Here is a 25,059-nt window from a genome sequence, read left to right as displayed (position 1 = left end):
ATAATTGAGAAATTTAATCACGTAATTATCGTCTTAGTCGCTCTTTTTCAGAATGGCGCTTTTTTGCTGTTCAAATTCTTGTTCCGTGAGCACGCCGCAATCGCGTAGTTGTCGCAATCGTTCCAGTGCCATTATCTGTTCATGTGGTTGAGATTCCATTGATGGAAGAATAGAGTCCGCCTCATTGCTTGTTGCAGTTTGCCTAGATGCAAAACTGAGAAATTTTGCCATTTTTGAAAGCAATGTTTTAATTAAATACCATACTCTTGGTAATACCCACAGGGTAATACCCATAAACACAACAAATAATATCAGGAAGATTTCCGGATGCTTCAGCGCTGCCCACATCCCCGTGAACACCAAAAAATCCTCCGTGATGGAAGCTGACCAATTCGAAACCGGTTCAGGAGATGTGTTTATCAACAACCGTGTGCCAGCTTTGGTAGCATGGCTGGTTGCAGCCACACCGGCTCCTAAAATACCTGCGGCAATTTCAAGTGCAGGTGTCACGTCTCCGACTGCGCCGGCTGCTAGCATGGCACCTGCAGGAATTCGAACAAAAGTATGAATAGAATCCCATGCAGAATCCATTCCAGGAATCTTATCCATAAAAAATTCAATGAAATACATAATACCGGCTGCACCTATCACCAGGGGTTCTTGTAATACCGATAATTCAGCAGGCAAATTAATATGACCTGTCGAGCCACCCACTCCCAGCACCAATAAAACGGCATACAGATTAATGCCGCTGGCCCAGGAAGCACCCATCATTAAAGCGATTGTTGCTAGCAGTGTTTCGTAATTTTCCATATTAGAATTTATTCATCCATATTATGGGGCATTCTGAGTTTTGTTAATCACATCGACATGAAGATTGAATTTTCCTTGAACGCGTTCTTTGAAATAGTGCTTGAGCGGATCGTGAATGACCCGAAACGCCATTTCTTCCCACGGCATTTCTTGTTCGGATACCAGTTTGACTTCCAGGCTTTCGATTCCGGGCTTGAAATCGAGGTCTAGCAACTTTGCCCTGAAAATAAAATAAACTTGGCTGATATGAGGCAGGCTATATACTGCGTATAAATCGCCAATTTCCACACGCGCATTAGCTTCTTCCAGAGTTTCTCTCGCTGCGGCTTGTGCCAGCGTTTCGTTATTTTCCATAAAACCGGCGGGCAAAGTCCACCAGCCTTTACGGGGTTCTATCGCACGCTTGCACAATAAAATTTTATCTTCCCATTCAGGAATACATCCCACAACCATTTTGGGATTCTGATAATGAATGATATTACAGGTGTTGCATACATAGCGGGGTAGAGAATCGCCCTCAGGTATCATCAATACGACAGTGGCACTACAGTTGCTGCAATATTTCATGGTGCGTCCTAACTTGCTTATTCAGTAAGATCAAAAACTCAGTTTTCCGTGACGGTAAAATTCCTGATTGCCAGCTGATTTCCCGATTCATCGATTAATTCCACACGCCAGGAACCTATTCGTTGGTGATCCAGTTGCTTGCTGGCGTGAGTGCGCCAATTGCTATTATGTACTTGCAAGCGTAATTGTGAATCCAGTTTGTTATTAAAATACCAGTTAACCCGGATATTTTTTCCTTGCAGGTTTTGTAATTGCAGGTAGAAATGGATGGGCTTGGTTTCTCCCGGTTTTAATTGTACAGTATCAATCGAATCAACGGGCTCGCGCCCTTTGATTGCATGGGTTAACAAGGCTCTAAGAACTTCGGGTTGATCCGATGTTTTTTGCGGCTTGGATTGAGGTGCGGTTTTGGGAGCATTTTTGTCTGGTGAGGTGGGTAAATCACTAATAGAGCTTGTTTTTGGTTTTCTGGCGGGTAGGATGATGGTTTGAGGTGGGGTAATGTTACTGTCGGTTGTCGGCGCTGATGGGGTAGGATGCGTGTTGATCAGGGTGTCTGGCTCAATTCCTGCCGGGTTGTCGGATGTGTCGGGTTTGGTTTCAATCTCTGTCGGAGGCAACGTGCTCTCAGGTGTGGAAATTGCTGAATCATTTATGGACCTCTCAGAGCTTTCGCTACTGAAAATTAAATAACCGAGTAAAACTAAAATAGTTAGCAGGGTGAGTGCGGCAATAGAAATTTTTCTCCAATCCAGGGATTCTTCATAAACGATTTCAGGTTCGGGGTAAATTTCCTCGATGGCTTGCGGAGGTTCTTGCTGAATCTGAATGCGGATTTTTAATGTATTGTTATTATTGCTCATAATGTACTTTTTAGAACAAGATGAAGTCACAGGGTTGGTTTTTTGACGAATGCGCAGTATAAAGGATTTTTGGTCAAGAACTGAAACCGTGTTTTACCGGGATTCATTATACTGATTCGATATGAATGAAAGAATCGAGAAAATAAGGCAACGCATACAAGATTTACGCGCCGAGATCGAGCTGCACAACTACCGGTATTACGTATTGGACACTCCATCCATTCCCGATGCCGAATATGACAGACTATTGCGCGAGTTGCAGCACATTGAACAAGACTATCCGCAACTCATCACAGCCGATTCTCCCACACAACGCGTGGGTGCGGCACCACTCAAAGCTTTCTCGCAAATTGTGCATCGTAGGCCGATGCTATCGCTGAGTAATGCGTTTGACGATGCCGAAGTGGAAGCTTTCGATCGGCGCGTGTGTGAAGGGTTGGCAGTGGACAATGTCGAATATGCGGTAGAGCCGAAATTTGACGGACTGGCTGTTAGTTTATGTTATGAAAATGGAATTTTTAAAACCGGTGCGACACGTGGCGATGGCTATACGGGCGAAAATATCACATTGAATCTGAGAACGATTAAATCAATTCCTTTGTCGCTGCCGGTCGAGAATCCGCCATTATGGCTGGAAGTGAGAGGGGAAGTATTAATGTTGAGAGCGGATTTCCTGGCTTTGAATCAGCGTCAATCCGCTAAAGGTGAAAAAGAATTTGCCAATCCGCGCAATGCAGCAGCAGGGTCGTTACGTCAGCTGGATCCTGGTATTACCGCAACCCGGCGTTTAACTTTCTTTGCTTATGGCGTTGGAGAATATCAGGATTGCCACATGCCGTTGGATAAACACAGTCATGTAATGGCCTATCTTGCGTCGTTACATTTCCCCATTGCCAAAGAAGGTGGCGTAGTTAAAGGGTTGCAAGAATTGTTAGCGTATTATCAAGCGATTGAGGTGCAGCGCGTGCGCTTGCCGTATGATATTGATGGCGTGGTGTATAAAGTCAATTCCCTGGCACAGCAGGAACGGTTAGGATTCGTATCGCGCGCGCCACGATTTGCGCTGGCGCACAAATTTCCGGCACAGGAAGCGATCACGCAACTGTCGGGTATTGAGATTCAGGTTGGAAGAACCGGCGCCTTGACGCCGGTCGCGCGCTTAAAACCGGTATTTGTCGGTGGCGTGACCGTTACCAATGCCACTTTGCACAATGCGGATGAAATTGAACGCAAGGATGTGCGCATTGGCGATACCGTCATTGTTCGCCGAGCGGGTGATGTGATTCCGGAAATCGTATCGGTAATACTGGAAAAACGTCCGGTAGATACGCAGGTTTTTGTGATGCCGGAGCATTGCCCGGTATGTGGCGCTAAGGCCGTGCGGCTTGTGGATGAGGCGGTATCGCGTTGTACCGGTGGATTATTTTGCCCGGCGCAGCGTAAACAGGCAATTTTGCATTTTGCTTCGCGTCGGGCGATGGATATTGAGGGCTTGGGCGATAAGCTGATTGAGCAGATGGTGGATCGGGCGATTATCCGTACCCCGGCGGATTTGTATAAATTGGGATTAAGTGCGCTGGCTGATCTGGAACGCATGGCGGAGAAATCAGCCGGTAATATTTTGCGCGCGATAGAAAAAAGTAAGCATACGACATTAGCAAGATTTATCTATGCATTGGGGATTCGTAACGTTGGAGAAGCCACCGCAAAGGATTTGGCGGCGCATTGTGGCAGCCTCGACCGGCTGATCGAAGCCGGTAGTGAGCGTTTGCAACAAATTCCGGATGTGGGTCCGGTGGTGGCGCAAAGCATTGCGGATTTCTTTGCCGAAACCCATAACCGTGAAGTGATTGAGCAGCTTCGTGCCTGTGGAGTGCATTGGAGTGAGCATGAGGGAATATCCGTTTTGGCCGGAGAAGCGAGACCCTTGCAGGGCAAGACGTTTGTTTTAACTGGAACGCTACCGATTATGAGCCGTGAAGAAGCTAAAGAAAAGATTGAATTGCTAGGGGGGAAAGTGAGCGGCAGTGTTTCCAAGAAAACAGATTATGTCGTCGTGGGTGCGGATCCGGGCAGCAAATACGACAAGGCGCTGAGCTTGGGTATTGTTGTGCTTGATGAAGCGGGATTGCTGGAATTACTGCAAGAACGCTGAAATTGCCATGCTGACTTATTCACAAGCGCAACAAATCCTGGAAACGGCGGAACTGATTTATTCCGAGCGAACGGTTGCTCAAACGGTGCATCGTATGGCACGGGATATCACGCAGCGGTTATCGCAGCAACAGCCACTGGTTTTATGCGTGATGGGCGGTGCGGTGGTATTTACCGGGCACTTGTTACCGCAACTTCATTTTCCGCTGGATTTTGATTATTTGCATTTGTCACGTTATAACAAGCAGCTACAGGGTGGGGAAATTCAATGGCGGGTTGAGCCTGGAGAGAGTGTCAAAGATCGGGTTGTGCTGGTGCTGGATGATATTCTGGATCAAGGCCTTACGCTTGCTGCCATTCGTGATAAAGTGCTGAAAAATGGCGCAAAAGCATTTTATAGCGCGGTGTTTACCGAGAAAGAAACGAGCAAGCCGAAGCCGCTTCAGGCTGATTTTGTTGGGCTGATCGTTCCGGACCGCTACGTTTTTGGGTTCGGCATGGATATACACGGGGTGTGGCGGAATTTACCCGCCGTTTATGCAGTAAAAGATTGAATCCAAGTTTGGGAGAATGATGTTTGCAATTATTGGCGGCAGTGGAATGACGCAATTATCCTGCCTGGAAATATCGCGCCGGGAAATCATACGTACCCCTTACGGTGAGCCTTCCGGCCCATTGACCTTTGGCAAGATGAAAAATGAAGATATCGTTTTTCTGGCGCGGCATGGGCATGGACACACGATTCCACCGCATGCGATCAATTATCGCGCAAATTTATGGGCGCTGCATTCATTGCAGCCTTCGCATGTCATCGCCGTAGCGGCGGTAGGCGGTATTCGCGCTGATCTGGCACCGGGGCGGCTCATGATTCCGGATCAGGTTATTGATTATACTTATGGACGCAGTTTCACTTTTTTTGAAGACAAGGAACAGCCCGTCACGCATATTGATATGACATTGCCGTATAGTCAGTACACCCGCGCCTTATTGTTGCAAGCGGCAAAAAATGCCAACGAAGCAGTTTTCGATGGCGGAGTTTATGCCGCGACGCAAGGTCCCCGGCTGGAAACAGCCGCCGAGATCAACCGCCTGGAGCGCGACGGCGCGGATATCGTAGGCATGACCGGTATGCCGGAAGCCGCGCTGGCAAGGGAGCTGAACTTAAATTATGCCAGCATTGCCGTGGTTGCCAATTATGCCGCAGGACGCGGCACTAACGTGAACGGTATTCCGTTGAAGGAGATTTATGCGGTATTGGAGCAAGCGATGATGGGCGTCAGAAACATTCTGGAACATGTGGTGAGCTGCGATGGCCATTAAACCGGTACTCAAAATGGGTGAGCCATTGCTGCTGCAAGTGGCTAAACCTGTCGATCGATTCGATACCCCGGAACTGCATGCGCTGATCCAGGATATGCAGGATACCATGGCGCATTTGAATGGCGCGGGCCTGGCGGCGCCCCAAATCGGCATGAGTCTGCAAGTCGTCATTTTTGGGTTTGAAAAGAATCAACGTTATCCCGATGCCGACGAAGTGCCCTTTACCGTGCTCCTCAATCCGCATTTGACGCCATTATCCGACGACAAAGAAGACGGCTGGGAAGGTTGCCTCAGCGTACCCGGCCTGCGCGGCGTCGTACCACGCTATACGAGCCTGCGCTATCAGGGCTTCGATCAATACGGCTCAGCGATCGACCGCAACGTCAATGGTTTTCACGCGCGCGTGGTACAGCATGAATGTGATCACTTGCAGGGGATTCTGTATCCGATGCGGATCAAGGATTTTAGACAGTTCGGGTTTACGGAGGTGCTGTTTCCGGGGCAGGTGGTTGTGGATGATTAGATTTATACCATTTATCTGATATTTGTTAGGTTTGTATGTGTATTGAGCAGTTTATCGAAATCTCAAAGGCGTTATTGACACCAACAATTGCTGTGGTTACAACATACATTGCGTATCAGCAATGGAAGATAAATCGACAGAAGCTATTTCTTGATCTTTATGATAGACGACTAAAAGTATACGAGGAAGTCCGACAGATTCTGGGTATTGTTGTTCGAGATGCAGGAGCGAGTTATGACGATTTATTAAAATTTCGTAAAGCTGTTTCTGAAGCAGATTTTTTATTTGAACCAGAAATCTCAAAATATATCGAAGAAATATATCAGCATGGTGTGAAGCTTCAATCCTGGAACAAGCAATACCGTGATTCTACACAACCTAAACCATATGGATATGATCATCAAAAAGTTTGTGAGGGAATAGAAACTGAGCTTAATTGGCTAACACAACAATTCGAGCCAACGAAACAGAAATTCAAGAAATATCTTAATATTAGCTACTAGATACTGAGTTGTGACAACTATGATCAAGTTGAATATCAGAAATCAACTGCATCCACATTAGGTCTAATTACTACCAATATCACCACCGAAAACAGAACCAGTACTAGATAATCCGAATCTCATACAATCGTAACAATTCGTAGGTATCACATCGTAGTGAGGAATTTACCAATTGATCAATAAGTTTGTGTCGCCCCAATTGTCGTTGGTTAACTTGTATGTTAACATCATACAATGAGAACGATTCATTTTTACCGATCGGAGTCAGGCGCTTGTCCGGTAGAAGATTTTTTGGATTCCTTATCGGGAGAGCAAGTGCAAAAAGTAACTTGGGTATTGCAGTTGATTGAAGATCTGGAAGTTATTCCTGCGCAGTATTTTAAGAAACTGGTGAATACTGATGATTTATGGGAAGTTCGAATTCAAGCAGGAAATAACATTTTTCGATTATTGGGTTTTCTGGAAGGCAAGCAAGTGGTGATTCTAAATCATGCTTTTCAGAAAAAAACACAAAAAACGCCTGCAAAAGAAATTCTGATCGCCGAAGCGCGTAAGAAAGAATATCTCAAAAGGAGAAAATAATCATGAGTGATTTAAGAAAATATGTCAGCAAGCGGAAGGCGGTTGATGTTGCATTTAATGAGAATTATGAAGAAGGCTATCAGGCTTTTAAAATAGGTGTGCTGCTTCGACAAGCCAGAGAAGCCTCCGGGCTAACACAAGAACAGATTGCTGAGAAACTTAACACAAAGAAATCAGCAATATCGAGAATCGAAAATCATGCCGAAGATATCAAACTATCGACTTTAGAGAAATTTGCAGCCGTTCTTGGTTGTAAAATTGAAGTTTCTATTAGTCAGGATAGTTGAAAAGCAGTACCGATAAGGTGCATCGAATGGATTATGACCTGAAAAGGCTAGTAACTTGCAAAGCAGGGGAAACGCTGACCAGTGATGAACTTCAATGGGAATCGATGCATGGTGGTCTGGGTTGGAGAGATGGAGTCTGTCTTGCGCTTTGGTCGCTACTCAAATAACCCGGAAATCACTATCATCAGGTCAGGCTTAACCACCACCAGTATCACCACCGCAAACAAAACTAACACTGGAAATTCATTGAACCAGCGGTAAAATACGTGACCATGCTGATTGGCATTGTTTTTAAACGCTTTAACATATTTTCCGCAGTAATAATGATAGATGATCAGTATCAATACCAATGCCAGCTTGGCGTACAACCAGCTTCCCGAGAAACCGTAGCCCAGCCAAAGCCACACGCCGAACACTACAGTTAGCACCGCGCCGGGGGTCATGATGCCATAATACAGTTTGCGCTCCATGATCTTGAAGCGCTCTCTGCCGGGTTGGTCTTCGCACATCGCGTGATAAACAAACAAACGTGGAAGGTAGAATAGTCCCGCGAACCAGGTGACCATGAAAATAATGTGCAGTGATTTAATCCAGAGCATGGCGATGTGAATGGCTAGTATTAAAGTTGTATGATGGTGAGTGTGTAATTTTAGCGTTATTCCTTGAGATTAGGGGATTATTGTAATATCTGCGGTTTGATTAAAGAGCGAAATGACTATGGATCAACATTATCAAAATTTAGTGCAAAAATTGGAAGAAATTGCCCATTTAAATGGCGTGATGAGTACGCTGGGGTGGGATCAGGAAGTGATGATGCCTGCAGGCGCCGGTGAGGCGCGCGCGAAACAGATGGCTGCGCTGGCGGGGGTGATTCATGAGCGCATGACTGATTCTGCGCTGGGGGATTGCTTGAATGAGTTGAAAGAAAAAAATTCAGATTGCTTGAGTGAAGTTGAACGCTGCAATATCCGTGAAGCGCTGCACAGTTATGAGTTGGAAATCAAAGTGCCGAAGCGGTTGGTGCAGGAGCTGACAGAGTTGGGTTCGCGCGGGCAGGGTGTTTGGGTGATGGCGCGGCAAGAGAATAAATTTTCCGATTTTGCGCCGGTGTTGAAACGTTTCCTGGCATTGAAGACCGAGTGGGCGCAGTGTGTATCGCCCGATTTGAGACCTTATGACGCCAATATCGATCTGTTTGAGCGCGGCACCACGATGGACATGATCACACCCCTGTTCGAGCGCTTGAAGCAGACGCTGATACCGTTGATCGAAGCTATTCAAAATCATCCTCAACAACCGGATACGTCATTCCTGCAGGGCAGGTTTGCGCTCGATAAACAGGAAGCGTTGGCACGTAAAATCAGCCAGGATATCGGTTTTAATATTCAACAAGGTCGGATCGATGTGTCGGTGCATCCTTTTTGCGGTGGCAGTCATCCCACCGATGTGCGGATTACAACGCGTTATAAGGATAGTGACTTTATCGAATCATTGTATTCGGTAATTCATGAAACCGGTCATGCACTGTACGAACAGGGACGCCCGTATGAGTTGGGTGATGTGCCGGCCGCGGAATCCTTAACGATGGGAATTCATGAATCCCAATCATTGTTTTGGGAACGCATGATTGCTCAGGGTAAGCCATTCTGCCTGCATTATTTCGAGACGATCCGGGCCACATTTCCCGATAATCTGAAATCCGCCACTGTGGATTCGTTTTATCGTGCGATCAATACGTGTAAGCCGGGTTTTATCCGTGTGGAAGCGGATGAGATGACTTATCCGTTGCATGTCATATTGCGCTACGAGATCGAAAAGGGTCTGTTTGACGATTCGATACGGGTCGATGATTTACCCGGGATTTGGAATGAATTAATGCAGAAATATCTGGGAATTACGCCGCCCACGGATACGTTGGGCGTATTGCAGGATTCGCATTGGAGCGGCGGGGCGTTTGGGTATTTTCCTTCGTATACATTGGGTGCGATATATGCCTGTCAGTTTTATAACACCTTAAAGAGCGAGCAACCGGAGACGGAAACAAACATTACAACAGGAAATTTTGCGCCGATTAAAAGCTGGTTAAACGAAAAAATTCACCGCCAAGGCAGACTTTACACGCCACAAGAGCTTGTGCAGCGTGTAACCGGTGAAGCTTTGAATCCGGAACATTTTATTCATTACTTAACCACTAAATACAGTGAAATTTACCAGTTGGCTTAGTTTGGTTTGATTTCGCTATACTTGTTTGCGACCTGGATTGCTTTCTATCCATTTCTTGACACGATTTGCGTCACCGATACGCGTATTTTTACCCCATGAATTAAGAAGCACGATAACAACGGGCTGCCCGGAAATTTTGGCGTGCATGACTAGACAGCGCCCGGCCTCATTCAGGTATCCGGTTTTGGAAACATCGATAGTCCAGTTCTGGCTGCGCACTAAGCTATTGGAATTGACATATTGCAACTGACCGCGTTTGTTTCCCGGAGATACGGAATGTTGTGATGCGGTGGAGAATTCGCGTATTACCGTATAGCGATTGGAGGCAGCGACCAGTTTGGCCAAATCGCGTGCAGTCGCTACATTGTTACTGCTTAATCCTGTGGGTTCGACAAATCGGCTGCTAATCATACCCATTTGTTTGGCTTTGATGTTCATGGCATTCACAAATGCCTGAGTACCACCAGGGTAGGTGCGCCCTAACGCTGCCGCTGCGCGGTTTTCTGAGGACATCAATGATAACTTCAACAACTCATGTCTAGAAAGCTTACTGCCTACGGGTAAACGGGAAGTGGTGTACTTTAGCTTGTCAACATCAGCATTCTCTATCGTGATGATTTCATTCGGTGATAAACGTGCATCCAGCGTAACTATGGCCGTCATCAATTTGGTAATGGAAGCAATGGGCATAACCTTATCGGCATTCTTGTCGTAGATGACGTACTCATTTTGTGCATTAAAAACGAGAGCCGCCTGAGATTTAATATCCGGATTGTTTTTTTGTGCCAGGGAACTGCCAGTATAAAAAAACAAAATGCAAGATAAAATAAATACTTGTTTCATTATTTTCCTTCTCAATGAGTAAAAATTGCAAATCAAATTTGTATTAATTCATCTATTTTTATGAGCGAGGAAAATATCTTTTAAGCATTTTATTATCAAGATATTTTTATTGGAATCTTACTTTTCTTCTGAGAACGATAATTTTTTGTGTCGATTTAATGGATCGTCATGATAAGTAGTTATTGATATCCATTAATACGATGTGACGATCCAGGAAAAATTATTCAATGTGTTGAGCGATTATTTATCCGCTTCATGATACATTTTGCATTGAGCACACAAAACAATAGATCAAGCCGACAGTGCTAAATTTATTCAAATCCCTATTCAATCGATGCGATTGTTTTAGGTGATAAAACATAAAAAGCGATCCACTCAAGCTTGACCTATTTATGAGGTGCTTTACAACTGATTAATTATTTACCAAAATTTGGCTGTTTGATTTTAGCAGGACAGGTAATCATTTCACCGTCAGTGCGATCTCTAATTTTCTCACCGTCTTTTTTGCCTTCGCATGACATTTGATTCAAGATATCCTGGGCAGACATTGGTGGCATTGAAGACTCTTTGTTTCCGCTTGCCATTGTGACAGAAGATCCTACTAAAAAAACCAAACCGATTGCAGCGATCAGAAATTTGCTCATTTTCTACTCCTATATTAATGTTATGAAGGAAGCCAATTTTTATATACCTGACTTACCAACCATGAATTTATCACAATCAAGGCCGTAATGGCCATTTCTTTTTCAAATTAATGAACTGGGGAATGCGTGCATTTCTTGCGATTAATTGAGTTTAAATCAATTAAGGGCGATGACAGACTTTATTAAGTTAGGGTGGATTTAAATATGAAGTGCAATTTTTATTCTTTGCTCTCTTTCAAAATACATAAAAGCATTTGAACCAGGTTGATCTGGAATTTTTCCCAATCATTCCCATCACCAGATGGCACCTTGCGCGACTGAGTAGATGATGGGAGCATCCTCGGACTTAATCGCTGTCTTTTTTGTAAAGCCACGATTCAGCAATTTAGCGATTGATCAGCGCGATTATTTCTTTTCATTCATTGAGCTGCTATATCGTACGCTGGAATTTTTTAGTGCTATGATTTGACTGTGACTTATTTCCAAACGCGCCCTTGCTTGCGCGCGGGGCGATTTGTTGTGTAGCCGTTCGCCATGTTTGTCCTTTATGAGGTTGCTTAAGCCTGTTCTATGCGTCCTTGTATATCAGATGCTAAAGAAAGCATTATTACAGGAAGAAATCCCCTCAAAATAAAGAAAATGAGAAGTGCAAAACCAGAGATCAATTCACACAACGATACTTGGAAAAATTTTGTGTGCAGTTCAGAAACCAAGACTAGCCAGAAAATCATCTACCTGATCTTGATTGCATACGACATCATTTCTTTTCTCAGGATTGGTAACTGGCCCATTCATAAGTCCTTCATCATCCGCATGGCTCTTCTTGACAGAGACATTGGCCAACAATAGATCAATGAGATCTTTTTCTAAACTTTGGACCATATGCGTAATTTTCTTGATTACTTGACCTGTGAGATCTTGAAAATCTTGTGCCATCATTATTTCAAGCAGTTGTGTATTGGTTGCATTAGTTTGTTCAGGTACTTTGTCAAGATATTGAAGTGTTTCAATAAGCAATGTTTTGAACATTTCAGTGTCTGGGTTCACTTGCTGGGTTTCAAAGGCTTGTTTCCATTGCTCGGATAGATAAATTGCATTATTTGCAAGCTTTTCTTGAATCGGCATTGCGATCTCCGTGGCATTGAGTGCACGCTCGGCAGCTTGTTCAGTTTTTGTGGCTACATAAGTCAATTTGTCTTGAGCTTCGGGCACTTCAGCAGCAATCTCTTGGAGACGTGTGTCATATCCTAATTCTCGCAAGCTATCATGTAAGTTTCGTGTTAATAATCCAACCTGATCAATAACTTTCTTGTCAGTTGTTATTAGTTCTTGGTTTTCTGTAAGATTGACTTCAGAACTTTTTGATGCATCTGCTAATTGAATCGATTTTCTAGATTTTTTGGGAGTGGATGCTTGATGAATTTCGTTAACCTTTATTTTTGTCTGATGTTTTGTATTCATAGTTAACTTACCTGTCTGTTATTAAATGGAATTTACGCTTTCTCAGCTAATTTGGTTTTCATGTTCTGGAAAATTTTATTTAGTTTCTCCTCAAGCACGGCAGCAGTAAATGGTTTAACGATATAACCACTTGCACCCGCTTGGGCGGCAGCTACAATATTTTCCTTTTTAGCTTCAGCGGTAACCATGAGGACGGGAATATTCTTTAATGCCGAGTTTGCGCGCACATTCTGGAGCATAGTTAACCCGTCCATATTGGGCATATTCCAATCAGATACGATAAAGTCAAAATTACCATCTTGCAGTTTACGCAATGCAATTGCACCATCTTCCGCCTCGTCAACATTGACAAATCCAAGTTCTTTTAGAAGGTTGCGAACGATTCTACGCATAGTAGAAAAATCATCGACCACCAAGAATTTTAAATTTTTGTCAGACATACTTTTCTCCGTAAATAGCTATATTTTTGGTAGTACTGGAATTGCAAAATCTATCACTGGCTAATTAAATGGTTTGGTTTGTATTAATCTTGCCTGGTGTGTTTACGACAGATGATTGTTAAAATTTAGGTCAAATAAGAAAAGATTGGGTGAAAATCGTGCTCTAGATTAAGAGCTTTGCGATTGAAATTTCCGAAGGTGATATACGTAACCACGAATCCCTAAGCGTGCAGTTTTTAGAGGTTTTAATGTGCTGCAGATGGATGTTTACCGATACTTCCCGGGAAAATATTTGATTAATTAGTTGCTGTAGCCATTTTCTTTGAACCAGTTAACTGCATCCCTAATTGCTTCACGTGCCGGGCGGTATTGATAACCTAATTCATGTTGTGCTTTTTTACTGGAGAAGAACATCAATTTCTTAGCCATACGAATGCTATCCAGTGTTGCACGGGGTTCTGAGTGTGTGAGACTTGCAATTCTTTCCATCCACCATGCCATAGGTAGCATGACGCTGATAGGTATGCTGATACGAGTCTTTTTTACTCCCTGGATTTCATCGATGGCTTGCAAGATTTGCAGTAGAGTCATGTCATCGCCACCCAGTATGTAGCGTTCTCCCGGCTTCCCGTTCTGGTATGCCAGTAAATGACCATACGCGATGTCATCAACATGAGCAATATTTAGACCAGTATTCACATAGGCAGGCATGCGATCCAGGAGTGTATCCAATATAATGCGCCCGGTTGGGGTGGGGCGAATATCTCCCGGGCCTACCGGGGCTGAAGGGTTAACGATAGTTAAGGGTAAATGGTGTTCATCGGTTAATTGCTTCACAATTTGTTCAGCAAGGTATTTGGAGCGTTTATAGTATCCGGTAATTGCGGAAATATCTGATATAGTCTCTTCGTTAGCCGGTGATCCATCGGGATTTAGGCCCAGTGCTGCTACGCTGCTGGTATAGATAATACGTTTTATGCCTTCCTGATGCGCAGCCATGATGAGGGCACGCGTTCCATTGATATTGATATCATACATGGTTTCTGGATCAGGAACCCAAAGACGATAATCAGCTGCAACATGAAAAAGATTATCGCAACCCTGAACCGCATGTTTAAGGGATTCATGGTTACGTAGATCGCCTTCGCAAATTTCAACCGCAAAACTCTCAAGATTCTTGCGATTACTGTTCGGTCTAACCAAAACCCGAACATCATGGCCGGCTGTTAGCAAGCATCGCATAACCGCTGAGCCGAGAAATCCAGTTGCTCCTGTAACTAATGATTTCATATTATTGTAATTGCTTAGCTAATTTCTGATAACGCCGCTGAGTGTGAGCTAACTTCTGGAAGTTTTCTGGAAGTATACTTGAACAATAGCTCGAGTATCCAATTGTGGCTGGCAAACAAACTGGTTGTCAGGATAGTTGCTTTAACACTACGGCGACTGATCTTGACTTGTGCACCTTCAGAAAAATTCCGGTGTCGATTTATTTTATTAAGCGTCAAGATGGCCATGCCAATTGCCCATAAACAAAATCGGCGAATGCCTCTCTCGTGCGGAGGAATTAGGTTGGTATAGATCAGGGCGTTAAGTAGATGTCCTTTAGCCACTCCCAATAGTTCTGCCAATCCAGCTTGAAATTTGGTATCGTTCATACCCGGCTGTAATTTGCTAAGGTTAAATCCATTCTTAAGGAAAATATCTTGTGGCAGCCAGCAGGCACCCCTTTTACGGTCATCCCATATATCTTTGAGAATATTGGTCATTTGTAAGCCCTGTCCAAATGATACGGCAAGTTTCATCAAGACGGGTTTGTGTGCATTAATTTCCGCTGAGTAATCACAGAATAACTCGGTTAACATTTCACCGACAACGCCTGCAACGTAATAGCAATACTGATTCATTGCAGATAAATCTTTGAGTCCCTCCAAAGATTCAGTTTCCTGATAATCCACCATGCCTTGCGCCATAATTCTAACGCATCGCTCCAGTGCCCTACGCTGCACGGGATTAAAACTGTGCGTGATACGAATAACTGCGGGGGTATTCTTTATTAAGTCATGTTCAGCAGGAATGGTTTGATCAGAAAGGAGAGGGTGCAATTTTAGTGAAAATTCCTCCGCTGATGCATTTCCACATACTACTTCGGCAAACATATCCGATAATTGCCGGGTTTGTTCTATCGTCAAAGCATTGTCATCTTCAATCGTATCCGTGATTCGACAAAGCAGATATGCATTGCCTATGATGCGTCGTAAAGGCTCGGGTAATTGTGGAATGGTTAATGCAAAAGTGCGTGAGACACCCTGCAGAATGTAGTCTTGATATTGTTCATCATTGATGCGAGAGTGGCTTGTCATTGCAGATTTATCATAAAGCGGTACAACTTGTTAGTATAATTAAATGTATCTCCTGATTCATGCTGCTTATTAAGATAGAGTTCTCTCGTTAGAAAATAACTGATCAATCGTTTCACGCTGCCGGATAATGTGAGTAGTATCTTTATCTACCATGATTTCAGCAGCACGTGGTCGTGAATTGTAATTTGAGCTCATACTCATACCATATGCACCGGCTGACATGATAGCTAAAAGATCTCCATCGATCAGACCGATCCGACGATCATGACCTAAAAAATCACCAGTTTCGCATACAGGTCCTACGATCTGGTAATCTTCGATTTCTCCAGAATTTTTGTGAACGGGTAAAATTTCATGATAAGCATCATAAAGTGCTGGACGCATCAAGTCGTTCATTGCCGCATCAACGATTGCAAAGTTACGTGCGGGTGTATGTTTTAGGTATTCAATGCGCGTCAGAAGAATGCCTGCGTTACCCACCAAAGAACGGCCGGGTTCAATTAGAAGGCGTTGTTTTATTTGATGTGTGTTGATACAAAGTGCGGAAACATAATCACCAATCGACGGCAGAATTTCATCGTTGTAGCGAATACCTAATCCTCCGCCTAAATCCAGATGCTCAATCTCCAGGTTTTGCGCTTGAAGACTATCCAATAGGTGGAGCATTTTTTTGCTGGTTTGCATGAAAGGCTCAAGTTCCGTCAACTGCGAGCCAATGTGGCAATCCAAGCCGATAAAGCGAATATTGGGATATAAGTGCGCGGATTTATAGATCCTTTCAGCTTCACGGGCGGGAATACCAAATTTGTTTTCTTTGAGGCCGGTGGAGATGTATGGGTGTGTTTTGGCATCGACATCCGGATTTATACGTAAACTGACCGGTGCAAGCTTGTCCATATCTTTGGCAATCCTATTCAAGGCAATTAATTCAGCCTCGGATTCTACATTGAAACATAAGATATTCACTTCCAGAGCCATACGCATTTCATACCTGCTTTTTCCAACACCGGAAAAAACTATTTTTCCCGGATCTCCGCCTGCTTTGATGACACGCTGCAATTCCCCGCCGGATACAATGTCGAAGCCGCTGCCAAGTTGAGCGAAAAGATTGAGTATGGCAATATTTGAATTGGCCTTAACTGCAAAACAGATCAGATGATCACGATTTGCAAATGCTGTATCGAACGCTTGATAAGCCTTAGTCAATGCTGATCGTGAGTAGACATAACAGGGTGTTCCGAATTTTTCAGCAATCTGCTTTAGAGGTACTGATTCGACAAAAAGCTCATCGTCGTGGTAGATGAATTCCGGAAAGCCGCTCATTTTCTTTCCGTTTCACTTTCACTTGGCGCCATGCGGTTAGCTTCATCAGTTTGAGGGAGAAAAAGCGGACCTTTATGACCACACGCACTTAAAGAATAAGCTAAGAAAATGACAACACAGACTAAACGCATGAATGAACCTTAAATGATAATTTACCGGATACTATCATAAGCGAATGACAAATTAATCAAACTTGCGATTAATTTTGGCAATCTTATTAGGTTAAGCGGGAGGCAGTTCTCCGGTCAGCCAGTTCACTAATTCATTAATCAGTTTATTACTTGCAGAACTTAAGGCAAATACCGCGCCTGCGGCATCAGCAGAAGGAGTGCTTTCGATAGCACTGAAATCTTTTTGAGCGAATAGTTTGCGGGAGTTGTGTTCAATTAAGCTAACACGAAAGCTAACCACGACATGGCTGGAGTCAGTGGCATCGAACAGCTGGATAAATTCGTTCAGTTCAATATGCAAAGTATAATCAGCTTTTACTATGCCGCTGTCTCTTATGACTTGCTCAGGTGTGCTGGTAACGATACGGTGACGTATCTGCTGAGTGAGCAATGTAGCAGGAGTCGCTATCCAGCGGCTATTAGCATAAGCATATGATTGTGCAGGATTATGATAAATCAGCCGATAATGGATAGCCGTATTATCCAGCCAGGAGGGTGCTGCCGCATCAGCAATTAGCAAGCTTTTTCGATGTAGATAAGGTTGATTCGGTGTTTGTTCGATGGATGATAAATGCTGCATGCTAAAAGCATAAGTCGATATTGCGGGTTGAGGTTTATGCAATCCTGTGCAACTCGTGAGTAGAAAAATAGTAAAAATCAACAATAGCATTTGCTTCATGGTTTATTTTCTATAGGTGGGACGAAACCGGTTTCGCCTGGACCAGGTGATGACGGAGAGCGACCAAAGATCAAGCTCTGGGGGTTTTCTTCTAATTGATAAAGCACTTTATCCAGGTTACTGGAGTTACGTAGTAGGCTGTGACTCAATTTTCGCAATTCAGGGATAGTAGTGGCAAGTTCCTGAGTGCTTTGCGACAAACTATCAAAAATACCTTCTTTTTGATTGGCTTTAGCTACAGTAAGATTGAGCTCACCCAGCAGTTGATCCAAACGTTTGACTAAGGTACCTGATTCTATGGTTAATTCAGTGAATGAACTTAGCACTGGTTGCAAGTGGCCAGCAATACCGTCAAAATTTTTGGTTGCTTTATCGATATTTTGTAAAATTTGTGAAATATGATTCTGGTTTTGCTCATTCAATAAATGATGCATCTTTAATACTAGCTTATTGACATTGCTTAGCAAATCCTGTCCTGAGCCGGTGACTTCATCCAATAAGGATCGACGCATTGGAATTCTCTCATCACTCAGTATTTCATTATTCACGCCATCGTCGTTTAGCTGAATATAAGCGAGTCCTGTAACACCCTGATAGCCTAATTGTGCATAAACACTTTTTCTCAGGATAACGTTCTCGTTGACTGCAATATGGATGAGTATTTGGTGCGGATTATCGGGATCAAATTGAATTTTTTCCACTTTACCAATATTTACACCGCGATAGTGTACGGCAGATTGAGGATTCAGCCCGCTCACCGATTCTTTTGTTACCACGAGATAATCTGTGCGCTTGGTGTTGTTGCCGCTGAACCACATGGCGACTAAGGCCACAGAGATACTCAATAAAATAACAAAAATGCCGGCTATGAGGGCATGGGCACGGTTTTCCATGTTTGCTCCGAGTGATTTTTTTGCTCGATTTTATGCCGTATGCTTTTAAAAAAACTAGTGATGAATGGGTGTTGAAAGCGGCATATCTCATCCAGGGTACCTGTCACGATGACTTGTTGATCGGCCAGCACGGCAATACGGTCAGACAATGCTACAAGTGTTTCAAGGTCATGGGTAACCATGACAATAGTGAGATCCATTTCAGTGCGTAAAGCAAGAATCAGTTCCACAAAACTTTCACTAAGCTCGGGATCCAGTCCGGCTGTAGGTTCATCGAGAAACAATACTTTTGGATCCAATGCCAGAGCGCGGGCTAAAGCGACGCGCTTGATCATTCCTCCAGATAGGGCTGCCGGCATTTTATTGGCGTGTTCCAGTTCAATTGCCACCATATTGAGTTTAACCATCACCAAATCACGAATCATGTCTTCATCGAGTATATGCAACTCACGCAAGGGCAGTGCAACATTATCGAATACAGTCAATGCACTAAATAAAGCCCCTTGTTGAAAAAGCACACCGGAATGGCTTCGTATGACTTTTTCTTGACGATTGAAGGTGGCATCATTCCGGGAATGGCCGAAAATTTTTACGGTTCCCTGGGAAGGTTGCTCTAATCCCAACATATGTCGCAGCAAAGTCGTTTTTCCACTACCCGAGCCGCCGATCAAAGTCAGAATTTCGCCGCGATACACATTTAAATTGACATCGCGATGGATATCATGATTACCATAGCGGGTGTGTAGCGATTCAATCTCAATAATACATTCCGGTTCCGTCATGAATCTAGGGGAGTCCTACGTCAGAGAAGAGCACTGCAAAAATTGCATCAATAATGATTACCATGGTGATGGCGGTTACGACAGAAGCGGTGGTACCCTCGCCCAGGCTTTCAGTGTTTGGTTTAATTTTTAATCCAAAATGACATGCAATCAACGCTATCACCATTCCGCATACAATCCCTTTTCCTAATCCTAACCACAAATTTCCTACCGGCACGGAATCCGGTAGCGCAGTAATGAAATAATGATAGTGTAAACCCAGCTGTATTTCTGCTGCAACCATACCGCCTAATAATGCCACTGCACTGGTCCACATGACCAGCAGCGGCATTGCAATGCCAAGACCCAGAACTTTGGGTAAGATCAATCGTTGACTATGGGAAATTCCCATGACAGTCAAAGCATCCAATTCCTGAGTTACGCGCATGACACCCAATTGTGCCGTCATCGCTGAGCCAGAACGACCTGCTACCAGTATTGCCGCCAGCATGGGGCCCAGTTCGCGGATGATGCTAATTCCCAAGATGTTGATAATGAAGATATCGGCACCAAATAATTGCAATTGTTTGGAGGAGAGGTAACTTAACACAATCCCGATCAGAAATCCTACCAATGCGGTGATACCCAGCGCCTGAGCACCGGTTCGGTATAGATTTGCAGAGATTTCCCGCCAAGGAATATAAACAGGATGCCGGATTAAGTAAATCACATCAAGCATTAACTGGCCAATCAATGCAATTAAGCCTACGGAATGCTGCCATAAAACCAGTACCAGTTTACCTAGGTTAGTGAGTGGCCACAGTAAATCTCGATGTTTGATTTCTGATTGATGAGCGGGCAGCCGTTCTAACCGTTGAAACATCTTTTCATGTTCGGGACGTAGTTGTAAACGATTGGGACGCTTAGTTTTCCATACGCGCCAGAGCAGGATGGTGCCAGCAGTGTCGATTTGCTCAATGCCCGTTAAATCCCAATAGAGATTCTGATTTTTAGCCTCACGAGATAGCTCATCCTCTAACGGTTTTAACAAGGATTCCAATGCCGCTAAAGTATAGTTACCCGTCAAGATAATGTGAGGAGAGCCATCTTTAGTACAAAGTTGATACCAATGATTCATTGTTTCGTAAGAGTAAAGAACAGATATTAATTTAGACGTGACCTAGTTATAGAAATACCCAATGTTTAAACCCGATCGAGGCTAATTCTAATATTTACACGAAGATTTGTGCGTCTTGATCTGCCTGTGCATACTGCGATCTACTTGGGACAGAAAGTGCTATTGTATAGGGTTATGACAAATAAAGCGGTTTAATCAGGCTTGTTATCCTCCTGACGAGCATTCAGCAAGCTTACTTTGTTTGCGCTACTGCGGCGCGAGCTAATGCTGGATTATCGGAAAAATATTTCTTTATCCCCAGAAACATTGCATCCGCCATTTTGCTCTGATAGTCTCCGCTGCGCAATTTTACTTCTTCTTTGGGATTGCTGAGAAAAGCAGTCTCCACCAGAATTGAAGGAATATCCGGTGACTTGAGTACTGCAAAACCAGCCTGTTCTACATTCCTTTTGTGTAGATGATTGATGCTGCCAAGTTGTTTCAGTACATATTCAGCCAATTTAACGCTATCGTTAATGGCGGCATTGAGTGACAAATCCAGTAGCAATTCCTTGATATCTTTTGATTTCGATGTGATGTCAATGCCTCCCATCAAATCACCATCAACGCTGTTTTCCTTGTCGGCGAGCCAACTGGCCGTAGTTGAAGTGGCACCATGCTCAGATAAAGTGAATACCGAAGAGCCATGAGCGTGCGATTTCGGATTGGCGTCTGCATGTATGGACACGAACAAATCGGCATTGGCGCGCCGGGCGATTATCCGCCGCTGCGGAAGCGAAATATAATGATCGCCATCCCGTGTCAGAATAGCCCGCATGCTGGGTTCTTTATCAATTTTTTCCTTAAGTTTTCTGGCAATTGCCAGCGTAACATCTTTCTCATAGGTGCCCTGTTTTCCGATCGCTCCGGGATCTTTCCCGCCGTGACCGGGATCAATTGCTACCACGATAATCCGCGGTACCATACTTTTTTGTGGTGTCGAATTGGGCTTACGGTATTGTGCGGCTTGAAAACTGCCTGGTTGCTCAGCCTGCATTACAGGTTGCGGTGGTTGGATTTTTGGGGGAGACGGAGGAACAACCCGGATCAGGTTGGATTCTTTTTTGCTGCTGTCTTGTATTAATGAGGCGACCAATTCATCCAGAACATCCGTCTCAAACTTTGCTTTGGCGGCAGGTTGGGTACGAGTGTTCAAATCCGCGTTAGCTGCTTTGTGCGGATGATAAATATCCAATATCAAGCGATAGGCAAAATTTTCTTTCGGCGGTACAACAAATGTACGAGGAACGACATGCGCTTTAAGATCAAACACCAATCGGATAACGTGCGGAGTGAATTGACCGATACGGATATTTTGCACAAATGGGTCGATAGCGTCCACTTTCTGAGGTAAGGTATGCAGTACCGGATTAAGCTTGGTGTTGTTTAGATCAATAACCACGCGGTGCGGGTTATCGAGCATACTCAGCTCATATTCAAGCGGCCGATCGGATTCAAGGGTGATGCGTGTATAATCAGGAGTCAATCCAACGCGAACGGATTGAACGGTAGCATCCGCAGCCATAGCGGATTGGTTTAACAGTATCCAACAACAAAAGATTAGGATCAGAGGCGCCAGAAAAATATTTTTTACGCTTACATTACTGCAAACGTTAAAGTATGCTATCAAGTATTTTTTTCTGTAGTCCAATGTATCAGGCATTGTTTTCCTGTCTCTGTGCCGCTTCGGATTTCAATATTTCTGCCGGAATCAAGTATGTTAAGAAAGCACCGCAAATCGGCGCCGGGCAATAAGTTCCCTGCTTTTTCAGGCCACTCCACCAAGCAAATAGAATTGGAATTAAAATAATCGCGAAAACCTGCTTCTTCCCATTCCGAGTAATCATTGAATCGATAAAAATCAAAGTGATACAAGTATAACCCAGAGATTTTGTAGATTTCAACTAAATTATAGGTAGGGCTTTTGACGATATGCGAGTATCCAAGGCCGTGTAAAATACCCCGAGTTAAAGTGGTTTTACCGGCGCCTAGATTGCCAAGCAGATGAATTGTCATGCCAGGGTGTAAGCAAGTTGCTAATTTTTCACCAAATTTCAAGGTTTCCGCTTCGTTGGAAAGATAGTGAGTATGGCTTTGTGCTGATCCGCAATCTGTCGAATAAATGCTATGCAAAAAAATACCTCAACAAATAAAATATCTGATTATGCCGCATTGGCAGTTGCCGTTAAAACATGGGGCAAGGAACTGGGTTTTCATGATGTCCGTATTGCCGATGCAAACGCGGATATCACTGTAATCGAATCCGGTTTTTTCTCATGGCTGGATAAAGGATATCACGGTGAAATGGATTATATGGCGAAACATGGCACCAAACGCACTCGTCCCGCCGAACTTGAACCAGGAACACTGCGAATTATTTCCGTGTGTATCAATTATGCACCACCCTCCGTCAAAAATAGCTGGGATGTGATCCACTCCGGTGAACGCGCATTTATTTCACGTTATGCACTGGGGCGGGATTATCATAAGGTTTTGCGTTCCCGGTTGCAAAAACTGGCGGATAAAATGACGGCGGAAGCAGGGGCGTTCAATTACCGGGTATTTTCCGATAGTGCGCCGGTGATGGAAGTGGCATGGGCGCAGAAAGCCGGTCTGGGCTGGCGCGGTAAGCATACTTTGCTGTTGTCGCGTCAAGCGGGTTCGATGTTTTTCTTGGGTGAAATGTATGTCGATCTGCCGCTTCCCGTGGATGAAGAAACTGAAAATTATTGTGGCAGTTGCAGTCGATGTATCGACATTTGTCCAACGCAAGCGATTGTTGCGCCGTATGAGGTTGATGCGCGGCGCTGTATTTCCTATTTGACCATTGAATTAAAAGACAGCATTCCCGAATCGCTACGTCCGCTGATTGGCAATCGCATTTATGGCTGCGATGATTGCCAATTGGTGTGTCCGTGGAATAAATTTGCCCGAATCACTAACGAAAATGATTTTCATGTGCGCAATGGATTGGATGATGTATCGTTGATTGAATTATTTAGCTGGGATCAGGAAACATTTGAAGCTAAATTGGCGGGCAGTGCGATACGCCGTATTGGTCATATACAGTGGCTGCGTAATATCGCGGTTGGCTTGGGGAATGCGCCGTATTCGGTGGAAATCGTCCAGGCGCTGCAAGCGCGGTTAAATGATGCTTCAGTTTTGGTGCGGGAACATGTGCAGTGGGCATTACAACAACAGGATATGAAAAGAACAGAACAGCAACAGAGGAAAACATATGATGAATAAACGATCCGTTATCGGCACACCGCTGAGTCCGTCAGCGACCAAAGTCATGCTGCTGGGCAGTGGCGAACTTGGTAAGGAAGTGATTATCGCGCTGCAGCGTCTAGGTGTGGAAACCATCGCGGTAGACCGCTATGCCGATGCACCGGGACATCAGGTGGCGCATCGCGCGCATGTGATCAACATGGCGGATGGTCAGGCACTTCGTGCGCTAATCGAGCGGGAGAAGCCGGATATCATCGTGCCGGAAATTGAAGCTATCGCGACCGATATGTTGATAGAAATCGAGCAGGCGGGGATTGCGGCCGTAATTCCGACTGCGCGTGCCGCTAAACTTACAATGAATCGCGAAGGAATTCGCTGCCTTGCGGCAGAAACACTGGGTTTGCCTACTTCACCTTATGTCTTTGCCAATAGTTTGGATGAACTGCGCGCCGCAATTGATGGCAAGATCGGTTATCCCTGTATCGTAAAACCGGTGATGTCCTCGTCGGGCAAGGGACAATCGCGTATCGAAAATGCAGATGATATTGAAGCCGCATGGCATTACGCCGCGAGTGGCAGCCGGGTGAATCAGGGGCGGGTGATTGCCGAGGGAGTGATTCATTTTGACTATGAAATTACGCAACTGACGGTACGTGCGCTGGGTGCGGATGGGAGCGTGAAAACGCATTTCTGTGAAGCGATCGGTCATGTGCAGGTGCATGGCGACTATGTGGAAAGCTGGCAGCCGCAGGGAATGTCACCTATAGCATTGGAACGCGCACGTGAGATGGCTAAAAAGATCACTGATGATCTGGGTGGTTTAGGTGTTTTCGGTGTGGAATTGTTTATCAAAGGCGATGAGGTGTGGTTTAGCGAAGTCAGTCCGCGGCCGCATGATACCGGCATGGTGACCATGTGCAGCCAGAAACAGAGCGAATTTGATTTGCATGCGCGTGCCATTCTGGGATTGCCGGTGGATACCCTTTTGTTGGCGCCGGGTGCCAGCGCGGTGATTTATGGTCAATTAGAAGCGCAAGGTATTGCGTTCTCCGGCGTGATTGAAGCGCTTAGCGTGCCGCATAGCGATTTACGCTTGTTCGGCAAGCCGGGATCATTCCAGCGCCGGCGCATGGGTGTTGCGTTGGCGAATGGTATGAACACGGACGAAGCGCGAAGCCGTGCTAAACTTGCGGCCAACCGGGTGATGCCAGTAAAAGTATAAATATCTGAATAACCAAT

The 25,059-nt window shown here is 44.6% G+C and carries 28 protein-coding genes; 10 read left to right on the top strand and 18 right to left on the bottom strand.

Annotated elements, in window-relative coordinates; genetic code table 11:
- Positions 1-33: 33 nt before the first annotated feature.
- Genes CPG39_RS05425 through CPG39_RS05415 form a run of 3 tightly spaced genes read right to left on the bottom strand, consistent with a single transcriptional unit; the run spans position 34 to position 2,243 of the window.
- The gene (locus CPG39_RS05425; RefSeq protein ID WP_096292404.1) at positions 34-813 is read right to left on the bottom strand and encodes a DUF4126 family protein; all 780 of its coding nucleotides are present in this window, start codon (positions 811-813) and stop codon (positions 34-36) included.
- 21 nt (positions 814-834) lie between these two features.
- Complete coding sequence (locus CPG39_RS05420) at positions 835-1,380, bottom strand: NUDIX hydrolase (protein WP_096292403.1); 546 nt, start codon at positions 1,378-1,380, stop codon at positions 835-837.
- A gap of 38 nt (positions 1,381-1,418) precedes the next feature.
- The gene (locus CPG39_RS05415; protein WP_096292402.1) at positions 1,419-2,243 is read right to left on the bottom strand and encodes a DUF2914 domain-containing protein; all 825 of its coding nucleotides are present in this window, start codon (positions 2,241-2,243) and stop codon (positions 1,419-1,421) included.
- A gap of 121 nt (positions 2,244-2,364) precedes the next feature.
- Between CPG39_RS05415 and ligA the strand changes: the two genes are divergently transcribed.
- The 7 genes from ligA to CPG39_RS05380 all read left to right on the top strand — a co-directional run bounded on the left by ligA (position 2,365) and on the right by CPG39_RS05380 (position 7,612).
- The gene (ligA, locus tag CPG39_RS05410) at positions 2,365-4,398 is read left to right on the top strand and encodes an NAD-dependent DNA ligase LigA (protein ID WP_096292401.1); all 2,034 of its coding nucleotides are present in this window, start codon (positions 2,365-2,367) and stop codon (positions 4,396-4,398) included.
- Between the two features lie 7 nt (positions 4,399-4,405).
- Positions 4,406-4,951: a hypoxanthine-guanine phosphoribosyltransferase gene (locus CPG39_RS05405; RefSeq protein ID WP_096292400.1), complete on the top strand. Its 546-nt coding sequence runs from the start codon at positions 4,406-4,408 to the stop codon at positions 4,949-4,951.
- A 19-nt stretch (positions 4,952-4,970) separates the two neighbouring features.
- Entirely contained in the window at positions 4,971-5,717 is a 747-nt protein-coding gene (locus CPG39_RS05400) for an S-methyl-5'-thioinosine phosphorylase (protein ID WP_096292399.1), read from the top strand.
- Positions 5,707-6,240 carry a peptide deformylase gene (def, locus tag CPG39_RS05395; RefSeq protein ID WP_096292398.1) on the top strand — a complete coding sequence of 178 codons (534 nt, stop codon included), beginning with the start codon at positions 5,707-5,709 and terminating at the stop codon, positions 6,238-6,240. Before CPG39_RS05400 ends, def begins: the two co-directional genes overlap by 11 nt.
- A gap of 35 nt (positions 6,241-6,275) precedes the next feature.
- Positions 6,276-6,743 (top strand): hypothetical protein, encoded by a 468-nt coding sequence (locus CPG39_RS05390; protein ID WP_096292397.1) that lies wholly within the window; start codon positions 6,276-6,278, stop codon positions 6,741-6,743.
- 234 nt (positions 6,744-6,977) lie between these two features.
- Complete coding sequence (locus CPG39_RS05385; protein WP_096292396.1) at positions 6,978-7,325, top strand: type II toxin-antitoxin system RelE/ParE family toxin; 348 nt, start codon at positions 6,978-6,980, stop codon at positions 7,323-7,325.
- 2 nt (positions 7,326-7,327) lie between these two features.
- Complete coding sequence (locus CPG39_RS05380) at positions 7,328-7,612, top strand: helix-turn-helix domain-containing protein (protein ID WP_096292395.1); 285 nt, start codon at positions 7,328-7,330, stop codon at positions 7,610-7,612.
- A 155-nt stretch (positions 7,613-7,767) separates the two neighbouring features.
- On the opposite strand, the gene hemJ is transcribed toward CPG39_RS05380, so the two are convergent.
- On the bottom strand, positions 7,768-8,211 hold the full coding sequence (gene hemJ / locus CPG39_RS05375; RefSeq protein WP_096292394.1) for a protoporphyrinogen oxidase HemJ: 444 nt from the start codon (positions 8,209-8,211) through the stop codon (positions 7,768-7,770).
- Between the two features lie 118 nt (positions 8,212-8,329).
- Between hemJ and CPG39_RS05370 the strand changes: the two genes are divergently transcribed.
- Positions 8,330-9,835 carry a carboxypeptidase M32 gene (locus CPG39_RS05370; RefSeq protein WP_096292393.1) on the top strand — a complete coding sequence of 502 codons (1,506 nt, stop codon included), beginning with the start codon at positions 8,330-8,332 and terminating at the stop codon, positions 9,833-9,835.
- A gap of 15 nt (positions 9,836-9,850) precedes the next feature.
- On the opposite strand, the gene pbpG is transcribed toward CPG39_RS05370, so the two are convergent.
- The 14 genes from pbpG to tsaE all read right to left on the bottom strand — a co-directional run bounded on the left by pbpG (position 9,851) and on the right by tsaE (position 22,722).
- On the bottom strand, positions 9,851-10,678 hold the full coding sequence (gene pbpG / locus CPG39_RS05365) for a D-alanyl-D-alanine endopeptidase (RefSeq protein ID WP_013648204.1): 828 nt from the start codon (positions 10,676-10,678) through the stop codon (positions 9,851-9,853).
- A 416-nt stretch (positions 10,679-11,094) separates the two neighbouring features.
- On the bottom strand, positions 11,095-11,322 hold the full coding sequence (locus tag CPG39_RS05360; RefSeq protein WP_096292392.1) for a hypothetical protein: 228 nt from the start codon (positions 11,320-11,322) through the stop codon (positions 11,095-11,097).
- A 702-nt stretch (positions 11,323-12,024) separates the two neighbouring features.
- Positions 12,025-12,783: a protein phosphatase CheZ gene (gene cheZ, locus CPG39_RS05355; RefSeq protein WP_096292391.1), complete on the bottom strand. Its 759-nt coding sequence runs from the start codon at positions 12,781-12,783 to the stop codon at positions 12,025-12,027.
- A gap of 32 nt (positions 12,784-12,815) precedes the next feature.
- Complete coding sequence (gene cheY, locus CPG39_RS05350) at positions 12,816-13,223, bottom strand: chemotaxis response regulator CheY (protein WP_096292390.1); 408 nt, start codon at positions 13,221-13,223, stop codon at positions 12,816-12,818.
- Positions 13,224-13,523: 300 nt separating this feature from the next.
- Complete coding sequence (gene hpnA / locus CPG39_RS05345; protein WP_096292389.1) at positions 13,524-14,513, bottom strand: hopanoid-associated sugar epimerase; 990 nt, start codon at positions 14,511-14,513, stop codon at positions 13,524-13,526.
- Positions 14,514-14,527: 14 nt separating this feature from the next.
- Positions 14,528-15,586, bottom strand: a complete 1,059-nt coding sequence (locus CPG39_RS05340) for a phytoene/squalene synthase family protein (RefSeq protein WP_096292388.1) — start codon at positions 15,584-15,586, stop codon at positions 14,528-14,530.
- Between the two features lie 69 nt (positions 15,587-15,655).
- A complete protein-coding gene (gene lysA, locus CPG39_RS05335) occupies positions 15,656-16,909 on the bottom strand; it encodes a diaminopimelate decarboxylase (RefSeq protein WP_096292387.1) in 1,254 nt (417 codons plus the stop codon).
- The gene (gene lptM, locus CPG39_RS14715) at positions 16,906-17,040 is read right to left on the bottom strand and encodes an LPS translocon maturation chaperone LptM (protein ID WP_145956213.1); all 135 of its coding nucleotides are present in this window, start codon (positions 17,038-17,040) and stop codon (positions 16,906-16,908) included. The genes lysA and lptM overlap by 4 nt, the downstream gene beginning before the upstream one ends.
- 91 nt (positions 17,041-17,131) lie before the next feature.
- Positions 17,132-17,758, bottom strand: coding sequence for an ABC-type transport auxiliary lipoprotein family protein (locus CPG39_RS05330; protein ID WP_096292386.1), 627 nt, complete (start codon positions 17,756-17,758; stop codon positions 17,132-17,134).
- A complete protein-coding gene (locus tag CPG39_RS05325; protein WP_096292385.1) occupies positions 17,755-18,651 on the bottom strand; it encodes an MlaD family protein in 897 nt (298 codons plus the stop codon). The genes CPG39_RS05330 and CPG39_RS05325 overlap by 4 nt, the downstream gene beginning before the upstream one ends.
- On the bottom strand, positions 18,624-19,433 hold the full coding sequence (locus tag CPG39_RS05320; protein ID WP_096292384.1) for an ABC transporter ATP-binding protein: 810 nt from the start codon (positions 19,431-19,433) through the stop codon (positions 18,624-18,626). Before CPG39_RS05320 ends, CPG39_RS05325 begins: the two co-directional genes overlap by 28 nt.
- Positions 19,434-19,437: 4 nt before the next feature.
- On the bottom strand, positions 19,438-20,550 hold the full coding sequence (locus CPG39_RS05315; RefSeq protein ID WP_096292383.1) for an MlaE family ABC transporter permease: 1,113 nt from the start codon (positions 20,548-20,550) through the stop codon (positions 19,438-19,440).
- Positions 20,551-20,782: 232 nt separating this feature from the next.
- Positions 20,783-22,114: an N-acetylmuramoyl-L-alanine amidase gene (locus CPG39_RS05310; RefSeq protein WP_231990405.1), complete on the bottom strand. Its 1,332-nt coding sequence runs from the start codon at positions 22,112-22,114 to the stop codon at positions 20,783-20,785.
- Positions 22,115-22,215: 101 nt separating this feature from the next.
- Complete coding sequence (gene tsaE, locus CPG39_RS05305; RefSeq protein WP_096294261.1) at positions 22,216-22,722, bottom strand: tRNA (adenosine(37)-N6)-threonylcarbamoyltransferase complex ATPase subunit type 1 TsaE; 507 nt, start codon at positions 22,720-22,722, stop codon at positions 22,216-22,218.
- On the opposite strand from tsaE, the gene queG reads away from it, so the two are divergent.
- Positions 22,717-23,838 carry a tRNA epoxyqueuosine(34) reductase QueG gene (queG, locus tag CPG39_RS05300; protein WP_096292381.1) on the top strand — a complete coding sequence of 374 codons (1,122 nt, stop codon included), beginning with the start codon at positions 22,717-22,719 and terminating at the stop codon, positions 23,836-23,838. The genes tsaE and queG overlap by 6 nt on opposite strands.
- Positions 23,831-25,042, top strand: a complete 1,212-nt coding sequence (gene purT, locus CPG39_RS05295) for a formate-dependent phosphoribosylglycinamide formyltransferase (protein WP_096292380.1) — start codon at positions 23,831-23,833, stop codon at positions 25,040-25,042. The genes queG and purT overlap by 8 nt, the downstream gene beginning before the upstream one ends.
- The last annotated feature ends 17 nt before the right edge of the window (positions 25,043-25,059 follow it).

The sequence above is a fragment of the Nitrosomonas ureae genome (assembly GCF_900206265.1).
GTDB lineage: Bacteria > Pseudomonadota > Gammaproteobacteria > Burkholderiales > Nitrosomonadaceae > Nitrosomonas > Nitrosomonas ureae_C.
The sequence above is the reverse complement of the archived record's forward strand: the minus strand, read 5'-3'. Positions and strand labels throughout refer to the sequence as shown.